Below are 18,072 nucleotides of genomic sequence, written 5' to 3'. Positions count from 1 at the left end.
GAATCAGCCGACGAGACTCGGGGACAGCGTGGTGACGATCGGCTCGTCGCGCGAGCCGAGCCGGAACCGGACCTGGTAGTACGTGTCGCCCGGGATGTCCTTCTTCACGGTCCCGATCCAGTACGCGACATCCGTGCCGGGGTAGACCCTGCGCTCCGGCTCGCACAGCTCGTGGTCGATGTCGATGCCGTCGATCGCCGTGTACGCCTCGCACTCCAGGGCGAGCACGGACCACAGGACCTGGTCGCCGCTGCGGACCCGGGTGCGTAACTGCTCGGTGCCGAACCCCTGGGATCCGCCCGCCTTGTTGGTGTCGTAGAAGTACAGGTTGCCGTGCACGGTGCCGGTGGCGAGGGCTCCCACGCAGTCCACGACGGCGGTGATCGCGATCGGGCGCCTGGCGCCGCCGTTGTCCGTCTCGCTGGTCATCTACCGCTCCTCCTCTACGAGGCCGGACTGCTGCACACCGGACTGCTGCGAACCGGGCTGCTGCGGACCGGGCTGCTGCGGACCGGGCTGGAAGTACTCCGCCCCCTGGGCGGACGACGGGTACGGGTCGAGGGGCAGCAGGCCCATCCCCGAGCCGGTGAAGCCGTTGACCTTGGGCTCGGACGTCACCCGCAGCGCCGACTCGCAGGTCAGGTTCACCGGCTCCCAGAGCGCCTCGCTGCCCCGCTGCACCAGCCGGTGGAGCTGGATGCGCATCGAGTAGGAGTACGTGCCGGGCCGGGAGGAGTCGACCGTCGCGGACCAGTACCAGCCGTCGGTGACCAGGTCGGGAGAGCCGTACTCCGCCGGATACATGATCTTCTCGTCGACGGCCTGGCCGTAGATGTCCGTGATCACGGGGGCGGGGTAGCTGTAGGTGCCCGCGGAGGTGTCGGTGACGATCTCACCGGTCAGGTCGATGACCTTCTGTCCCGACAGCCGGCCCTTGGTGCGCCGGGTGGTCTTCACCCGTGTACCGACCGCCTTGCGGATCTCGTTCAGATCGGCCGCGGGATCGGTGGCGTCGGGTTTGGCCGTGAGGGCGTCCAGTTCCTCCAGCGCCCGGGCGTCGCTCTGCAGCGCCCGCTCGCTCTCGTAACCGCGCGGCACGGTCGGCGGCAGGGAACCCAGGCTGTACGGCAGCCAGTTGAGCACCTGTTCCGTGGCCTGTGAGCCGTCGCGCCAGTAGGCGCCGTGAATGGCGGTCACCAGATCGCCGGTGCCCTGCCCGTCGGATCCGTGCAGCTTCATGTTGTCGAACAGATAGACGTTGTCCCGCAGGCTGTTGGCCTCCAGAGCGTTGCCGATGTCCACGAGCACGATGATCGCCAGCTGTTGAGCCATGCTTCCACCTCGTCGTTGTGGGATGTCTCCTGGTCGTCCGGGCCCTGTGCGCCTCGGCTCATACGCCGATCAACGCCGGCGAGTCGACGTGCAGCACGCTGTACCGGCCCTCGTACATCTGGAGTTCGAGGCGGTACTTGAAGGGGGTCCCGGACGGCAGGGACGGGGGGACCACGCCGGCCCAGTGCGCCAGGTCGAGCTTGTCGCCGTCGCCTTCGGCCGAGGTGCGGGTCGCGGGTGTCGCCACGCCGTCCTCGCCGAGGAACGTGATGCTCCGGATCTCGACGGGTGTCTGGAGGTCGACGGCGAGGGCGGACCACTGGACGACCTGGCCCGGCCGGACCGCGGTACGCAGATGGGCCGTGCCCTGTCCGGTGCTCTCCTCGCCGGCGTTGTCGACCAGGCAGAGGTTGCCGTTGTGCAGCGTGCCTCCGGAGAGGGCGCCGATGACGTCGACCACGGCGATGATGTTGATCTGCGGTTTGTATGCCACTCGTTCCTCCTGCGTTGTGATCGGGGGATCGGGGGTTACGCGCGGGGTGAGGGTGATCGCTCTGTGCCCTTGCGGATCGTTGCGGCGCAGTGGTTCAGGTCTGGTCGCGGACCAGCGGCACCTTGCCGACCGACGTGCGCTCGATCTCCGGCGAGTGCCGCGGCACGAACCGGACCTCCAGGCGGTAGCCCGTCTTCGCGACCGAGGTGGGGTTGGCCTCACCGTCGTTGAACAGGGACAGGGACCGCGGCAGCGCGTTGACGAGCACCCGCTGGAGTCCGGCAGGACCGAGCAGGGAGTCGACGCGGTACGCCGGGGTGAGCACGTCGTCCACGGCGGCGTACAGGCCGATGACCCGTTCCTCGCGCCGGTTGACGAACTGGATCTCGTGCGCGACCTGGTCCAGGTCCACCACACCGGCCGTCCGCAGCTCGTCGCGCACCGCGTCGTAGGCACGCACCGCCGAGTACTGGCTGTCGTTCAGGTGCAGGATGTCTCCGGTCCGTCCGGCGAACTCGAACTGCTGGGCCCTCGGTCCCGGCCCCGGGCCGTCGAGGCGGGGCCTGCGGATCATGCGGTCGCCCAGCTTCAGCCGCAGCAGCGGGGCCTCGTGGGCGTGCAGCCGCGTGACGACGAGTTCGCCCTCCTGGCCCTCAGGGACCCAGCGGCCGTTCTCGTCGACGATCTCGATGAGGTGCAGGCCCGGGACCGCGGTGAGGACGGGGCTCGACTCTGCCAGCTGCAGCCCGATGGTCTCCGCCTGGGTGGCCGCGAAGTAGCTGAGTATCGCCAGGTTCGGGTAGAGCGCCTTGAGTTCGTCCCGGTTGCGCTGCGGGAGCACACCGCTGCCGTAGAGCGCGACGCGGAAGCTGTCCTTGGCCTTCTGGCTCATGCCCGCGCCCAGTTCGGCGAGGATGGCGATGCCCGCCGAGATGCCCATCAGCGCCTTGGGGCCCCGGTAGGAGAAGACGTGTTCCAGGACGGGTGCGGTGACGGGTCCGGCGCCGATGTAGTTGACGCCCGGCACGCTCTGCAGCACTCCGCCGACCATCGTGCCGCTGCTCCACATCTGGTAGTCGGCCAGGGTGGTGAGCAGCCACTTGGGATCCGTGCCGGCCAGGTGGGCGCCGATCTGGTACGTGCCGAGGAAGTGGCCGGCCACGGCGTAGGTGTCGCTCAGTTCTCTCAGCGAGTACACGGTCTCCAGGGGGCTGCCGCTGCTGGTTCCACCGCTGGCGACGACCTCGAAGCCGCCCCGGTCGTGCGGGACGACCATGCCTTCGCGGGAGCCCATGAAGAGGTCGCGCTGGGTCTCCTTGTCGGACAGCGGTACGCGCTGCCACGCCTCGTAGCTGTCGGGGGGCCGGATGATCCCGGCGTTCTCCAGGCGTTCGCGCCAGAGCGGATTCAGCCGGACGGTGTGGAACATCTGCTGGAGCCTGCGCAGCACCAGGGCGTCCTGGATCTCGTGGGAGATCTCGCTGTAGGGCTGCCCGCAGACCCGCTCGCATTCCCGCATCTTGCTCGCGAACGACGGCAGCAGGGTCACCGCCTCGGGGGTCGGCGGGGTCAGTTCCCAGTCCGGGATGAGCCAGTCGACCAGGCCGCGGAGATCGGTGGGGGGCGCCTGGGCCACCCGTGTGTCCGTCACTTCTTGCGCCCCGCTTTCCTTATCTCTCCGAGGAGCATCTGGAAATGCTCGGTGGTGATCTGGTGATTCATCATGACCACCCTGAGGGCGGCCACTCCGTCCACGTCGACCTTGGAGATGAAGAACTGACCGTCCTGCTTGATGCGGTTCCTGATGTCCACCTGGAATTGGGCCACTTCGTCGTCCGCGAGCCATTCGGGACGGTAGCGGAAACACATGATGTTGGCCTCGGGGAAGTGCAGTGTCTCGAAGTCGTCCTGCTTTTCCAGGATTGCGTGGGCGTCCCGTGTCAACCGGCACAGGTACTCGATTTTCTCGGCGAAGAGCGCTCTGCCGTACATCGCCCACAGCACCCAGAGAGTCATCATCATGGGGCGTTTCGTGCATTCGAAGTTCTTGTCGCCGCTGTCGAGTGCCGTATAGACGCCCGGCTGCGCGTCGAACACGTAACTGGCGGTCTGCCGGAAGGCTTCCCTGCTGTGTTCCCTGTTCCGGTAGAAGAGCAGGGTGCACGGGGCCGGCACGAACATCATCTTGTGCGCGTCCCAGGCCAGCGAGTCGGCCTGGTCGATGCCGCGCAGCTTGTGGCGCAGTTCGTCGGAGACCAGCAGGCTCGCGCCGTGGGCGCCGTCCACGTGCAGCCACAGACCGCGTTCGCGCGAGAGGGCGGCCAGTTCGTCGAGCGGGTCGAAGGCGCCCACCGACGTCGTGCCCGCGGACGCGACCAGGCAGAAGACGTCCAGGCCCTGCCGTTCGGCGGCGTCGAGGGCGGGCCCGGCGCGGGAGACGTCGATGCGTCGTGCGGTGTCGAGCGGCAGGCGGACGATGCGGTCCTCGCCGATCCCGAGGATGCCGGCGGCCCGGGCGACGCTGTAGTGGACGTCGGCGCCGACCGCGACGGCGGGCCGGGCCGGGCCGGCGAGTTCCGGGCCGCCGCGGGCCCAGACTCCGGGAAAAGCCCTGTTCCGGGCGGTGAGCAGGGCGGTCAGATTGGCCAGCGACCCGCCGGAGGTGGTCACCATGTCGAAGGTGCCGGGCCGATAGCCGATGAACCTGTTCAGCTCGTCGGCCATGATCCGCTCGACGACGTTGGGCAGCTGGCCCGCCTCGTAGAAGGACGAGGGCTGGTTGACGACGGAGCTGACGAAGTCGATGACTCCGGAGAGCGGGACCACGCCCGAGAACTGCCGGCCCATGTAGCCGGGCGAATGGACCTGGATACCGGTCCTGATGTACAGGTCGACGATCGCCGAGAGTTTCGCCTCGTCGAACGCGGCGGTTTTCTCGTGCTCGGTGGTCATCAACGCCCGGGCCATCCGTGTCAATTGCGCGGGGTCGGTGAGTTCCAGGCCCCGGATCGACAGGTCGGCCAGATGCTTTTCCAGCTTGGCCAGCACGGATTCGGTGTTTTCACGGAAGAGTTGTACGTCGAATGCTTCGATCAATGGTCCGCTCTGAGGTAAATCTGTCACGCGGGCCTCCCTCGTACATTCCATGGCTGCTTGCTGATTGAAGCGCATCGGAAGTTGAACGGGCAGCGAGCGGCAGAGCGGACCCATCGTAGGGCGTCGTGGCGCGTGAATATACAATTCCCCTACGACTGTCCGGAATCGGTCAGCCCTCCCGACAGCTCACCGGAACGGCCGTCGCGTACATGCCGAAGAACAAACCGGAGCGACAGATACCGCACGTCGCATCCGGACCGCGGTGAATAGACCGTTCCGGTGCGCGCGGCACTGAATACCGCAGGCGACCGGTGCGCCGCCACCTCGTGCCGCACTCCCGGAAAGAGTGGTTTCACGCCAACTGCGAAGATCCCCGTTTGCGGGCGGCAGTGGTGCCACGCGACGGGGTAAACGTTTCTTTCAAGGCATACTTCAGGCCAAAAAATATTATATTTCGCACACTAATTCGAAAAATCCCGCTCACATGCGGTTTCGTCCACGGAAAGAGCCCCGACAAGTGCGCCGGGGCCCTGACGGACGGCGGATCAGCCGCCGTTCTCCGTGTAGCCCGCGTCGGTCGCCGCCGCGAAGTCCGGACGGCCGAGCGGTGCCTTGGTGCGGACGGCGCCGATCCATTCGGCGGTGCTCGCCGTGTAGGCGAAGAACGACTGCAGGACCACCAGCACCGCGTGGTGGATCTCGGCGGCGGAGAGACTGCCCGCCCTGTTGGTCAGGGCCAGCGCACCGGTCGCGTCGGCGAGCAGCTCGACCTGGTAACCGAGCTGGACGGCGTGCCGGGCGGTCGACTCGTCGCAGGTCTGCGTCATGTAGCCGACGAGGGTGAGCGTGTCGACGCCCGCCCGGCGCAGCCAGTCATCGAGGTCGGTGCCGATGAAGGACGACGGCAGTGTCTTCTCCACGAGATGGTCGTGGGGTCGGGAGGCCACCACGTCGTGCAGGGCGAAGCCGTGCGTGCCCCGCGCGAAGAGGGGCGCACCGGCGGGTGCGGCGTGCTGGACGAGCACGACGGGGACACCCTCCTGGGTGGCGGTGTCGACGGCCGCGGCGATGTTCGCCAGGCTCAGGGACGGGTCCGGGTAGCCGATCGGCAGACCGCCCGTGACGTACTCGTTCTGGACGTCGATGACGACGAGGGCACGTTTCATGACGGGTTCTTCCCTCCAGCGGGGCTGCGGGTGACGGAACTGCGGGTGGACGACGGGGGGCGTGCGGGGTGCCGACCGCCGCGTGCGGGCCTCACCGGCCTGCCCCCGTGGCCCGGATGAACGCCTCGAACAGGGCCTGTTGCGCCGGGTCGTGCCGGGCGGTGTGCTCGGGGTGCCACTGCACACCGGCGAACCAGGCGCGCCGGTGCGGTAGTTCCAGTGCCTCGCGGGTGCCGTCGTCGGCCCGCGCGGTGACCTTGAGGCCCGCGCCCACCCGGTCGACGCGGGTGCGGTGGAAGCAGGACGCCGTCACCACCTGGGCACCCATGCTCAGTTCGAGCAGGGTGGCGGGCTGGACGGCCACTTGATGCACGAGGTTGTGGTGCCGGCGCCGCCAGCCCGCCAACTGCACCTGCAGCGTGCCGCCGAGCGCCACGTTGACCGCCTGGAGCCCCCGGCAGATCGCCAGCAGCGGCAGCTCGGTCCGCAGGACGTGGTGGGCCACCGCCAGATCGAAGCCGTCCTGTTCGGCGTCGGCGTCGTGCGTGCTGCCGTGCGTCGGCGTGTTCCCGTAACGGCCGGGCGGCAGTTCGTCGCCGCCCGGCAGGAGAACGCCGTCGAAGCGGGTCAGACGCTCGGCGACGAGCGCGGGGTCGCAGCTGCCGTCCGGTGCGTGGGGGTGCAGGGTGACGGGCTCGCCGCCCGCCCGCCAGACGGCTTCGACCAGGGCGCGGGCGACGATCTCGGCGGAGTACCGCAGGGCCGAGGTCGAGACGGAGAAACGGGCGGGAATGGCGATGAGGGGGCGTGCGGGACGGGGACGGGTCACGGGCATTCCTCTGGGGGGAGGCGGTTCGGCGTACGGCGCTCCAGGTCACGGCGGATCCATGTCGGAGGTCTCCGGGGTCGGGGAGGGCGGGGGCGGCGGGGAGGGCGGTCCTGCCGGTCGCACCCGGTACGCGGCGGCGCCCAGCAGCCAGACCGCCGGGACCGTCAGCGCCAGCCAGGTGGCGGTGGCCCGGTCGCCGCCGATGAGGGTCGTCAGGTTGGTGAGTACGAGCCAGATGGCCCCGGCGATGCCCAGGGCGCCCAGTGCGGGCGCGACGGCGGTGTTCCAGGGCCGCCGGTCCAGGCGGGTCCGGCGGAAGAAGACGACCACGGACACGGACGTCAGGAAGTACAGGAGCATGATCGCCAGGACGGCGACACCACTGAACCAGGAGAACAGCGTCACGACGGGATCGCGGCCGGTCAGCGCGAAGGGCACGACCAGCAGCACCGCGATCGCCGTCTGGACGAGGCCGGCCGCCCAGGGCGCGCCGCGCCGGTTCAGGGCACACAGGGCGTGCGGCAGACGGCGCTCGCGGGCCAGCGAGAACAGGTAGCGGTCGGCCGAGTTGTGGAAGGCCAGGATCCCCGCGAAGAGGGAGGTGGCGAGCAGGACGGGCAGCAGGTCACCGGTCCAGTCGCCGAGCCGGTCGGTGACCGGCCGGAAGACGAACGCCGAGGAATCCCCGTCCTCAAGGGCCCGGCCGGCCTCGGCTGTGGCGCGCGAGGCGCCGTGGGCGGAGATCACCATCCAGGAGGTGAGGGCGAAGAACGCGGTGATCAGCGTGATGGAGAGATAGGTGGCACGGGGCACGGTCCGCTCCGGCGCGCGGGCCTCCTCCCCGTAGACGGCGGTGGCCTCGAAGCCGAACATGGATGCAACGGCGAACATCAGGGCCACTCCCGGAGCGCCGTCGAGCGCGGTCTTCGGCGAGAAGGCCGCCGCGAGGCCGAGTCCTTCGGGCCCTCCCCCGCGCACCAGCGTGACCAGGGCGAACACCAGCAGGATGCTCGTCTCGGCGACCACGAAGACGGCCAGTACCCGCGCTCCCGTGTCGATGCCCGCCATCCCGAGGAGCTGCACCAGCGCCATGGTGAGCAGCGCCCACACCCACCACGGCGCGTCGATTCCCGCGTGCACGTCCAGGAGTTGGGCGACCGTCGCTCCGTAGAGGCCGTACATCGCGGCCTGGATGGTGCAGTACGCGAAGAGCGCGACGGCGGCGGCACCGGTACCGGTGGTCCGGCCGAGGCCCTTGCCGATGTACATGGAGAACGCGCCGGGGTCGACGACGTGCCGGCTCATCGCGACGAACCCCACCGAGAACAGCAGGACCACGGCGCCCGCGGCGACGTACGCGGCGGGGACGCCGGATCCGTTGCCGAGCGCGACGGACAGGGGGACGGCTCCGGCGATGCCGGTCAGCGGCGCCTGCGCCGACAGGACGAGGAAGAGGATGCCGAGGACTCCGAGGGCGTCGCGCTTGAGCCGGCGGTCCGCGGCGGTCACTGTGGTGCTGCCGGCCTGGCGTCGGCCGGGATCCCCGTCGGTCACGACACGTGCGGTCCGTGAGCGTGTTCGCGATCGTGGTCGGGGTTCCGGCCGCGGTCGCGGTCGCGGTCGCACCTGATCCTGTCGGCAACGGCCTTCATGGGACGGTCCTCCCGAGGTGCGGGGCCTCAGAGCGAGGAAGGGCGGAGGAAAGGGCGAGGGGGTGCGCGGATGCGCGCCGACAACTCGTTTGGCACCAAACAACATAAGCGTGCCCTCCGGGTCGGTCAATCCCTCCCGCCGGACACCGAGTCGGGCCGCACCCTTGCGGGAGGACGACAGGCGTCCTTACGGTCGTCGTACCGTTTGACATCAAACAAACGGTGGGCGGCAGCAACGCCCGGGCCACCTGACGGCCCCGTTCCCATCTGCCCGAGGAGGCAGCGGTGAGCGCACACGACCCTTCCCTGACCAGGGAACACACCGAACGGCTCGCCGAGGCCGGTATCGATGTGGTCCGGGTGGTCTACCCCGACCTGCTCGGCACGGACCGGGCCCGTGACGTGCTGCTCGACCATCTGCCCACGGCCTGCGCACACGGGCTCGCCTTCTGCCGGGCCGTCTACCACACCACCCCGCGCGGCGAAGTGGTGCCGGTGACGGGCGGTCTGGAGGCCGGGCTGCCCGACATGCTGGTCCGGCCCGACCTCAGCACGCTGGCCCCGCTGCCGTGGGAGCCGGGAGTCGCCTCCTGCCTGGGCGACGTCACCGACGCCCGCACCGGCGCGCCCACCCCCGAGTCCCCCCGCGACCTGCTGCGCACCGTGCTCGCCCGGTGCGCGGAGCACGGGCTGAACCCGGTGGCCGGTCCCGAACTGGAGTACTTCCTCTGCGAGTCGGACCCGGCCGCGCCCGGCGGCAGGCGCCGCTACAGCACGGCCGCCGGCACCGTGTACACGGCGGGTCTGCGCGCCGACCCGGACAACCACCTGTTACGCACCTTGCGTTCACTGCGCGACCTGGGCATCGGCGTGACGGCCGGCAACCACGAGTTCGACGGCTCACAGTTCGAGATCAACCTCGGTCACTCGCGGGCCCTGGACGCCGCCGACCGGGCCTTCCGCCTCAAGTCGGCCGTCAAGGAACTGGCCCGCGCGGAGGGCCGGACCGCCACCTTCATGGCGAAACCCTTCAACGACGCGGGCGGCTCCGGCTTCCATGTCCATCTGTCGTGCGTGGACGGCGAGGGCGGAAACGTCTTCGACGACCCGGCGGGCCCGTACGGTCTCTCGGCCACCGCCCTGCACGCCGTGGCAGGGCTGCTCGCGCACGCCCCGGCGCTCGCCGCGCTGCTGAACCCCACGGTCAACTCGTACAAGCGGTTCGGCCCCGACACGCTCGCCCCGTGGCTGATCGACTGGGGCCTCGACAACCGCAGTGCCATGGTCCGCGTACCGCCCGAGCGTGGGGCCGGAGCGCGGCTCGAACTGCGGCTCGGGGACGCCGCCGCCAACCCGTATCTGCTGGTCGCCGCCGCGAGCGCGGCCGTCCTGCTCGGGGTGCGGGACGGCCGCGAGCCCGCCGCCCCGCTCAAGGGGTACGGCTACGACACCGCCTCGGCGCCCCTGCTGCCCGCGAGCCTGCCCGCCGCGCTCGACGCGCTGGAGGCGGACACCGACCTCACCCAGCTGCTCGGCAAGGAGTTCGTCTCCGCGTACCTCACCTACAAACGCGACGAGGTCGGCCGCTACCACCGGCACGTCACCGACTGGGAGCTGGACGAGTACGCCGACCACCTGTGAGCCGTCCCCGACCGACGCACATCACGAGCCCGACCCCTAGGAGACCTCGATGGCCGCACCCGTCCCGGTCGAACCCCTGCCCCTCGACGACGTCGACCTCACCGACCTCGACCACTTCACCGACGAACTGCGGCCCTGGCGCATGTTCCACACGCTGCGGCACCAGGACCCGGTCCACTGGCAGCCCGAGGCCGCGCCCAACTCGGGCTTCTGGGCGCTCACCCGGCACCGGGACATCGTCGCCGTCGACCGGGACCCGGACACCTTCACCTCGACGAAGTTCGTCAATCTCGAAGAGGTCGACGACGACCAGATCGCCAAGCGCGCCTCGCTCCTGGAACTGGACGGCGTCCGGCACCGCGCCCTGCGCGGGCTGCTGCAAAGGCAGTTCGGGCACACCGTCATCAGCCGGTACACCGACTTCCTGCGCGGTCTGACCGCGCGCACCCTGGACTCGGCGCTGCCGCTGGGCACGTTCGACTTCGTCACCCATGTCGCGGCCGACTTCCCGATCAACGTCCTCGCCCGTCTCCTGGACGTGCCGCCCGAGGACAACCGCCGGCTCATCGACTGGGGAAACCGCATCATCGGCAACACCGACCCGGACTACGCGGACGTCCTGCTCGGCAGCCCGGAGAGCGAGCGCTACCGCGATCTGCCGTTCCGCTCCCCCGCCGCCGCCGAGGTCTTCGCGTACGGACGTGAGCTGGCGCGGCAGCGGCGGGGCGGCACCGGTGACGACCTGGTCTCCCGGCTCGTGAACGGGACTCCGCGCGACGGTGTGCCCCTGACGGAACAGGACTTCGACAACTACTTCCTGCTCCTGGTCGTCGCGGGCAACGAGACGACCCGCCACGCCATCAGCCACACCATGCTGGCCCTGACCCAGCACCCCGACCAGCTGGACCTCCTGCGCCGCGACCCCGGCCTGATCCCCGTGGCCGTCGAGGAGTTCCTGCGCTGGGCCTCGCCCGTCTACCACTTCCGGCGTACGGCGACCCGTGACACCGAGCTGAGCGGCACCCGCATCAGGCGGGGCGACAAGGTGGTCATGTGGTACGCCTCGGGCAACCGCGACGAGGCGGTCTTCCCCGATCCCTACGCCTTCGACGTGACCCGGACCCCCAACGACCATGTCACCTTCGGCAAGACGAGCCCGCATCTGTGTCTGGGCAACCTGCTCGCCCGTACCGAGATCCGTGTCATGTTCGAGGAACTGATCCCGCGGCTCGCGGACATCCGGCTCGGCGGTCCGGTCCGCCGGGTCCGCTCCAACTTCGTCAACGGCATCAAGGAACTGCCCGTGACGGTCACGCTCAAGTGAGGCGCCGCAAGCCCGCAGGTCCCAGAACCAGCCACGTAGGATTCGATGCCGTACGGCCGTGCGTCGGCAGTGACGACGGTCCGGTGACGATGCGAGGGAGCGCCCGTGCCCAGCCAGCGGTCCATCAGCGCGGCGGAGAGACTCGCGGCGGAGAAACTCGGCGGCATTCCCGTCCGGCGCGACCAGATGGCGGCGGTCGCCAACATCTACCGGGCCGCGTCCGCCGTGCGCCAGCACCTGGAGAACTCCGTACTGCGGCGCTCCGATCTGACCTGGACCGGCTTCGTCGTGCTCTGGGTGGTGTGGGTGTGGGGCGAGTCCGAGACCCGGCGCGTCGCTGAGGAGGCCGGGATCTCGAAGGGCACCCTGACCGGCGTGGCCCGCACCCTGGAGTCCCGCGGTCTGCTGCGCCGCGCCGACCACCCCACCGACGGACGGCTCGTCCTGCTCGGCCTCACCGAGGAGGGCGAGAGCTTCATGCGGGAGGTGTTCCCGGCGTTCAACGAGGAGGAGGCCTTCGTCACCTCCCGGCTGAGCGACGCCGAGTGCCGCACGCTCGCCGACGGGCTGCGCAGCGTGGTGCTCCAGGTCGAGGAGAGCGGCGAGGACCGGCGCCGGGAACTGCTGAACGGCGCGGCGGCCACCCCCCGTCGTAGCGGCCGCCGCGCCCGTAACTGACCCGCCTCTCGCCTACGCACGTTCGGCCCTTCGCCGTGCCGCCCGCACCAGCGCGTCGAAGAGCCGCTGCTGGGCCGGGTCGGTGCGCGCGGTGTCCTCCGGGTGCCACTGCACGGCCACGAACCGGTCGTCGCCGTCCACGAGTTCGACCGCCTCCACGGTTCCGTCGACGGCGTGGGCGGTGGCCTTGAGCCCCTCCCCCAGCCGGTCCACGTGCTGATGGTGGTAGCAGGACGCCTCGGCCTTGTCGGTCCCGGTGATCCGGGCCACTGCGGACCAGGGCGCGAGGAAGACGGGATGCCGCACATGACGGTGACCGTGCCCCGAACTGCCGGTGCCCTGGCCGCCCCGGTCGTCCTGGTCGCCCCGGTCATCCTGGGGATCTTGGTTGTCCTGGTGGAGTGTGCCGCCGAGGACCGTGTTGACGACCTGCAGACCGCGGCAGACCGCCAGCAGTGGCAGGCGGCGGGCGAGGGCCTGCCGGGCGAGTTCCAGGTCGAAGCCGTCCTGTTCGTCGTCCACGTCGTACACGGCCCGGTGCGCCCGCCGCGCCCCGTAGCGGTACGGGGCCAGGTCGCCGCCGCCCGGCAGCAAGAGGCCGTCGAAGCGGGCGAGCCGGTCCCGCACCTCGTCCGGGTCGGCCGTGCCGCCGGGCGCGTGCGGATGGATGCCGCCCGGTTCGCCGCCGGCCCGCCAGACCGCCTCGACCAGCGCGCGGGCGTTGGCCTCCGCCGGCCGGTCCAGGGCCGAGGAGGTCGCGGAGAAGCGGGCGGGGATCGCTATCAGCGGGCGAGCGGTCATAACTGGATCCAGGTGGTCTTCAGTTCGGTGTACTTCTCCAGGGCGTGTACGGACTTGTCGCGTCCGTTGCCGGACTGCTTCACACCGCCGAAGGGCACGGTCAGGTCGCCCTCCTCGTAGCAGTTGACCCACACCGTGCCGGCCCTGAGGGCGCGGGAGACCCGGTGGGCGGTGGACAGGTCGGAGGTCCACAGCCCGGCGGCGAGCCCGTACTCGGTGCCGTTGGCGAGCGCGACCGCCTCGTCGAGATCGTCGAAGGCGAGGACGGACAGCACGGGTCCGAAGATCTCCTCGCGCGCGAGCGGACTGTCGGGGGCGACGCGGTCGAAGACGGTCGGTTCGAGATAGCTGCCCCCGGAACCGCTCCCGGGGTCGCCGCCGGGACCGCTCCCTGCCCCGATCGGGGCACGTGCGCCGCCGGTACGCAGCCGGGCCCCGCTGTCGACCGCCGCACGGACATGGCCGAGTACGCGGTCCAGATGGGCCTCACCGGCCAGCGCGCCCATCTCGGTGGCCGGGTCGAGCGGGTCGCCCACCCGCAGCACGCGGGCGTGCGCCACGACGGCGTCGGTGACCTGCTCGGCAATGGAGGCGTGGACCAGCAGCCGGGAGGGCGCGGTGCACATCTCGCCCTGGTTGAAGAAGATGCCCCAGGCGGCCGTGGCCGCGGCCTTCGCCAGGTCGGGGGCGTCGGGCAGGACGATGTTGGGCGACTTGCCGCCCAGTTCGAGCCAGACGCGCTTGAGGTTGGAGTCGGCGGCGTAGTGCAGGAAGTGGCGGCCGACGGCGGTGGATCCGGTGAAGGCCAGCACGTCGACATCCGGGTGCAGGCCGAGGGCCCGCCCCGCCACCGGCCCTTCGCCGTTGACGACGTTGAGGACACCCGGCGCCAGTCCCGCGAGCAGCGCGACGCGTCCCAGTAGGGCGGCCGACAGCGGTGCGTGTTCGGAGGGCTTGAGGACGACCGTGCACCCGGCGGCCAGCGCCGGGGCGATCTTCCAGCCCGCCAGGGTCAGCGGGAAGTTCCACGGGACGACCGCGCCGACGACACCGGCGGGCTCCCGGGTGACGAGCGCGAGGGCGTCCGGGGCGGTGTGCGGGACCTCGTCGGTGAGTTTGCCCGCGAGCTGCCCGTACCAGCGGAACGTGTCGATGACGGCCCGGAGTTCGATGTCGTGGGCCTCGGTGACGGGTTTGCCCATCTCCAGGCTGACGGTGAGGGCCAGTTCCGCCCGGTGTTCCTCCAGGAGACCGGCGAGGCGGATCAGGGTCCGGCCGCGTTCGGCGGGGGCCAGGCGGGGCCAGGGGCCGTGGTCGAAGGCGCGGCGGGCGGCGGCGACGGCCGCGTCGATCTCGGCCCCTCCCCCGTCGGCGACCTCGGCCAGCACCTGGCCGTCGCGGGGTGAGACCGCCGCGAAGGTGCCGCCGCCACCGGGTTCGTCGGCGCCGTCGATGAGATGCGTACCGACCGGTTCGAGCGCTTTGGCGCGGCGGAGCCATTCCTCGTGCGTGACCTGCGTGACCTGGGTGACCTGCGTGACGGCGGGGCTGACGGCGGTCATACGGTCCTCTCAGCGTGTGGGTGGCCTGCGTTCGGGCGGCCTGCGTTCGGGTGACCTGATGCCGCGGAACTCCCAGTCGCCGCCGAGCGCGGTGGACAGCACTTCCTCGGACTCGCTCGGCTGCGCGCCGAGGTCCGTGCGGACGGCGGTGGGTCCGGAGACGATGTGGTTGCTGAGCCGGCCGAGGCCCTCCACCTCGACCTCGACGACATCGCCGGGCCGGACCGGCCGGGAGTGGGCCGGGGTGCCGGACAGCAGCACGTCTCCGGCGTACAGGGTGATGGTGCGGGCGATGTCGGCGACGAGGTAGTGCATGTCCCACGTCATCTCGTCGGTGGAACCGTCCTGGACGACCGCCCCGTTGACGCGGGTCCGCAGCCGTTTGCCGTGGAAGTCCCAGTCGGTGACCAGGCCGGGGCCGAGCGGGCAGAGGGTGTCGGAGCCCTTGACGCGGAGCATGGAGCCCGCGTCGGTGTCGCGGAAGTCGTGCAGGCCGTAGTCGTTGGCGACGGTGTATCCGGCGATGTACCGCCCCGCCTCGGCGCGGGAGATGTTGCGCGCCGTCCTGCCGATGACGATGGCGACCTCGCCCTCGTAGTTGAGCCACTTGCAGCCCTCGGGCCGGACGACCACGCCCCGGTGTGCGTTGAGCGCCGAGGTCGGCTTGTGGAAGTAGGTGGGGGCGGCGGGCAGGGCGGCCCCGAACTCCGCCACCCGGCTGCGGTGGTTGAGGTGGACCGCGATCACCTTGGACGGGACGACCGGCGGCAGATGGGTCGCCTCCTCGGCCTTGACGCGGCGCCCGTCCCCGGCGACCAGCTCGTCGCCGTCGCGGACGGTCTCCACGACGGAGCCGTCGAGGAGGACACGGCGGTACTCGGTCATGACGGGAGCCTCCCTGGGGTCATCCGGTCATCCGGTGGTCCGGTGTGGCGGTCATCCGGTCGGCGGGCCGGACGGCTGGACGCGGCTGTGGGGTGTGCGGGCGGCGGGCGGCGGGGGCGGCGGGCCGGTGCCCGTCCAGCCGTCCGCCGGGCGGTCGAACCAGAGGTGTACCTGGCCGGTGCCGATGGCGTTCTCGTACGCGCCGTACTGCCGGGCCTTCGCCGTGCACGCCCGCTCGCCGAGGGCTCCGGCCATCATCAGGTAGTGGAAGAACTTCGCCTCGGGCCTGTACGGCCAGAAGTCGTCCATGCGGTCGAGGACCTGGTCGTGGCGGCCCTGCGTGAACCAGGCGATGCGCTCCTGGTCGGCCGCCCGTGCCTCGGGGGTGAAGATGTGGTCCGGGTCGCCCGCCTCGTGGTCGCGCAGTTGCCGCAGCGGCCAGAAGGTGTGCGACAGGGCGCCGGAGGCGATCAGCAGGACCCGGCGGCCGGGCGTGGCGGCGATGCCGTCGGCCAGTGCGCGGCCGAGGCGCAGATGGTCGTCCATGTCCCCGGTCTGGCAGACGCCGATGGTGACCCACCGCTTGTCGGGCAGCCCCTCGCCGAGGTACTTCCACAGGTTGGTCGTGGCGTAGTAGACGGGCAGGTACGGGTCGTCGATCGGGGTGATCCAGGTGCCGTGCCGGTCGGCGAAGGAGGCGATGTGGTGGGCGAGTTCGGGATCACCGGGGAAGTCGTACGGCATCCGGCACATCCCGCGCGGCAGTTCCTCGGAGGTGTACAGGCCGGAGCGGCGCGGCTGGGCGGTGACGACGAACTCGACGGTGGTCGCCCAGTGGGAGTCGAGGACGACGACGGTGTCGTAGCCGTCGGACGCGAAGACGTCGTCGCGGAGCTGCCGCAGACCGGTGACGAGGGTGCTCTCCTTGCCCTCGTTGAGCTCCAGCCGGTCGGCCTCGGGCAGCACGATGGTGGGGACGTGGGAGAGCAGACCCGCCCCGACGATCTCACCCATGGTGCGGCCGTCCGTTCTCATTCATGGTCGGTCCATCCGTTCGGTGCGGTGACGGTGGTCTTCAGGTCGCAGTAGAAGTCGAAGCTCCAGTCGCCGCCCTCGCGGCCGATGCCCGAGTGGCGGGAGCCGCCGAAGGGTGCCCGGAGGTCGCGTACGTAGAAGCAGTTGACCCAGACGGTGCCCGCCACGAGCCGTGCGGTGACGCGCCGCGCCCGTTCGTGGTCGCCGGTGGCGACGGTGGCCGCGAGACCGAAGCGGGTGTCGTTGGCGAGGTGTACGGCCTCGTCCTCGGTGGTGAAGGTCTGGAGGGTCAGGACGGGCCCGAAAACCTCCTCCTGGACGATCTCGGAGTCCTGGGCGACGTCGGTGAGGAGGGTGGGCGGGTAGTACAGGCCGCCTTCCCGCGCGGCATCGCGACCGTCGCCCGGGTCGTCGCCGCCCGGGTGATCGGCGCTCGGGTGACCGCCGACGACCGTGCGGGCCCCCGCCGCCAGCGCCCGCCGCACGAATCCGTCGACCTTCTCCAGCTGGCGGGGGTGGATGAGGGGGCCGAGGTCGGTGGCCGGGTCCCTCGGGTCGCCCTGGCGCAGCCGGGCCGCCCTCCCGGCGAGGCGGCGGGTGAACTCCCCCGCCACCGGCCGCTCGACCAGGACGCGGGTGGCCGCGAGACAGACCTGTCCGGCGTTGTCGTACTGCTCCAGCGCGAGGTCCACGGCCAGGTCCAGGTCCGCGTCGGCGAAGACCAACAGCGGTGACTTCCCGCCGAGTTCGAGGCTGACCGGAGTGAGGTGCGCGGCGGCCGACGCGGCGATGCGCTTGGCCGTCGGTACCGAACCGGTGAAGCTGACGCGGCGTACGTCCGGGTGCGCGACGAGGGCGGCGCCGACCTCGGGCCCGTACCCCTGCACGACGTTCAGGACCCCGGGTGGCAGTCCGGCCGCGGTGGCGATGTCGGCGAGCAGTGAGGCGGTCAGCGGGGACCATTCGGAGGGTTTCAGGATCACCGTGTTGCCGGCGGCGAGGGCCGGCGCGGCCTTCCAGGTGGCGAGCAGCAGCGGCGCGTTCCACGGGGTGATCAGGACGCACGGGCCCGCCGGATCCCAGCTGACGTGCTGGGTGTGCCCGCGGGTCGCGAAGTCCTCGTGCCCCAGTTTCAGCAGCCGGTCGGCGAAGAAGCGGAAGTTGTGGGCCACGCGCGGCATGACACCGCGCCGGTGGGAGCGCAGGAGGGCGCCGTTGTCGTGGGTCTCGACGACGGCGAGTTCTTCGAGCCGTTTCTCCACCCCTTCGGCGACGGCTTCGAGGAGGCGGGCGCGTTCGGCGGGCGGGGTGGCGGCCCAGCCCGGGAAGGCGGCCCTGGCCGCGGCGACGGCCGCCCCGGCGTCCGTCCCCGTCCCCCGGGCGATCTCGCCGAGGGAGCTGCCGTCGATGGGTGAGACGTCCGTGAAGGTCTCGGTGGCGGCGACCCGTTCGCCGCCGATGAAGTGCCGGGTGTCGACGGCGACCGAGGCGACGGTGGTGAGGTGTTCGCTCATGTCGTGGGGCTCCCTCATGTCATGGGGCTCCGGGGGCGGTGCACCGCGCTTCATGGCGGGGCCG

General features: G+C 70.8%; 16 protein-coding genes. 3 read left to right on the top strand and 13 right to left on the bottom strand.

The features are described 5' to 3' along the window. Nucleotides 1–3: 3 nt before the first annotated feature. The 8 genes from C6Y14_RS11215 to C6Y14_RS11180 form a co-directional block, all read right to left on the bottom strand. On the bottom strand, nt 4–429 hold the full coding sequence (locus C6Y14_RS11215) for a hypothetical protein (RefSeq protein ID WP_107016381.1): 426 nt from the start codon (nt 427–429) through the stop codon (nt 4–6). Beyond that, nucleotides 430–1,332, bottom strand: a complete 903-nt coding sequence (locus C6Y14_RS44495) for a hypothetical protein (RefSeq protein WP_199854700.1) — start codon at nt 1,330–1,332, stop codon at nt 430–432. It lies immediately after the preceding gene. Between the two features lie 58 nt (nt 1,333–1,390). Continuing rightward, nucleotides 1,391–1,825: a hypothetical protein gene (locus tag C6Y14_RS11205; RefSeq protein ID WP_107016380.1), complete on the bottom strand. Its 435-nt coding sequence runs from the start codon at nt 1,823–1,825 to the stop codon at nt 1,391–1,393. A gap of 94 nt (nt 1,826–1,919) precedes the next feature. Continuing rightward, the gene (locus C6Y14_RS11200; RefSeq protein WP_107016379.1) at nt 1,920–3,476 is read right to left on the bottom strand and encodes a phenylacetate--CoA ligase family protein; all 1,557 of its coding nucleotides are present in this window, start codon (nt 3,474–3,476) and stop codon (nt 1,920–1,922) included. Then, nucleotides 3,473–4,948, bottom strand: a complete 1,476-nt coding sequence (locus tag C6Y14_RS11195) for a pyridoxal phosphate-dependent decarboxylase family protein (protein ID WP_159074209.1) — start codon at nt 4,946–4,948, stop codon at nt 3,473–3,475. Before C6Y14_RS11195 ends, C6Y14_RS11200 begins: the two co-directional genes overlap by 4 nt. A gap of 518 nt (nt 4,949–5,466) precedes the next feature. Continuing rightward, nucleotides 5,467–6,087, bottom strand: coding sequence for a cysteine hydrolase family protein (locus C6Y14_RS11190; RefSeq protein ID WP_107016377.1), 621 nt, complete (start codon nt 6,085–6,087; stop codon nt 5,467–5,469). Nucleotides 6,088–6,178: 91 nt separating this feature from the next. Continuing rightward, nucleotides 6,179–6,916: a gamma-glutamyl-gamma-aminobutyrate hydrolase family protein gene (locus C6Y14_RS11185; RefSeq protein WP_225891000.1), complete on the bottom strand. Its 738-nt coding sequence runs from the start codon at nt 6,914–6,916 to the stop codon at nt 6,179–6,181. A gap of 45 nt (nt 6,917–6,961) precedes the next feature. Further along, a complete protein-coding gene (locus tag C6Y14_RS11180) occupies nt 6,962–8,425 on the bottom strand; it encodes an APC family permease (RefSeq protein ID WP_225891016.1) in 1,464 nt (487 codons plus the stop codon). A 428-nt stretch (nt 8,426–8,853) separates the two neighbouring features. On the opposite strand from C6Y14_RS11180, the gene C6Y14_RS11175 reads away from it, so the two are divergent. The 3 genes from C6Y14_RS11175 to C6Y14_RS11165 all read left to right on the top strand — a co-directional run bounded on the left by C6Y14_RS11175 (nt 8,854) and on the right by C6Y14_RS11165 (nt 12,211). After that, nucleotides 8,854–10,209, top strand: coding sequence for a glutamine synthetase family protein (locus tag C6Y14_RS11175; RefSeq protein WP_107016374.1), 1,356 nt, complete (start codon nt 8,854–8,856; stop codon nt 10,207–10,209). Nucleotides 10,210–10,258: 49 nt separating this feature from the next. Beyond that, entirely contained in the window at nt 10,259–11,533 is a 1,275-nt protein-coding gene (locus C6Y14_RS11170) for a cytochrome P450 (RefSeq protein WP_107016373.1), read from the top strand. Nucleotides 11,534–11,638: 105 nt separating this feature from the next. After that, complete coding sequence (locus C6Y14_RS11165) at nt 11,639–12,211, top strand: MarR family winged helix-turn-helix transcriptional regulator (RefSeq protein ID WP_107016372.1); 573 nt, start codon at nt 11,639–11,641, stop codon at nt 12,209–12,211. A 12-nt stretch (nt 12,212–12,223) separates the two neighbouring features. Here C6Y14_RS11165 and C6Y14_RS11160 read toward each other — a convergent pair whose 3' ends face one another. Genes C6Y14_RS11160 through C6Y14_RS11140 form a run of 5 tightly spaced genes read right to left on the bottom strand, consistent with a single transcriptional unit; the run spans nt 12,224 to nt 18,008 of the window. Then, nucleotides 12,224–13,012: a gamma-glutamyl-gamma-aminobutyrate hydrolase family protein gene (locus C6Y14_RS11160; RefSeq protein ID WP_107016371.1), complete on the bottom strand. Its 789-nt coding sequence runs from the start codon at nt 13,010–13,012 to the stop codon at nt 12,224–12,226. Then, entirely contained in the window at nt 13,009–14,574 is a 1,566-nt protein-coding gene (locus C6Y14_RS11155) for an aldehyde dehydrogenase (protein WP_107016370.1), read from the bottom strand. The genes C6Y14_RS11160 and C6Y14_RS11155 overlap by 4 nt, the downstream gene beginning before the upstream one ends. Before the next feature lie 9 nt (nt 14,575–14,583). Then, complete coding sequence (locus tag C6Y14_RS11150; RefSeq protein ID WP_107016369.1) at nt 14,584–15,459, bottom strand: fumarylacetoacetate hydrolase family protein; 876 nt, start codon at nt 15,457–15,459, stop codon at nt 14,584–14,586. Between the two features lie 51 nt (nt 15,460–15,510). Then, nucleotides 15,511–16,473 (bottom strand): 3,4-dihydroxyphenylacetate 2,3-dioxygenase, encoded by a 963-nt coding sequence (locus C6Y14_RS11145; protein WP_107016368.1) that lies wholly within the window; start codon nt 16,471–16,473, stop codon nt 15,511–15,513. A gap of 17 nt (nt 16,474–16,490) precedes the next feature. Then, nucleotides 16,491–18,008: an aldehyde dehydrogenase gene (locus tag C6Y14_RS11140; protein ID WP_107016367.1), complete on the bottom strand. Its 1,518-nt coding sequence runs from the start codon at nt 18,006–18,008 to the stop codon at nt 16,491–16,493. Between the last annotated feature and the right edge of the window lie 64 nt (nt 18,009–18,072).

This window comes from Streptomyces dioscori (assembly GCF_003024195.1).
Taxonomy (GTDB): Bacteria; Actinomycetota; Actinomycetes; order Streptomycetales; family Streptomycetaceae; genus Streptomyces; species Streptomyces dioscori.
This window is presented reverse-complemented; position numbering and strand designations above follow the sequence as displayed.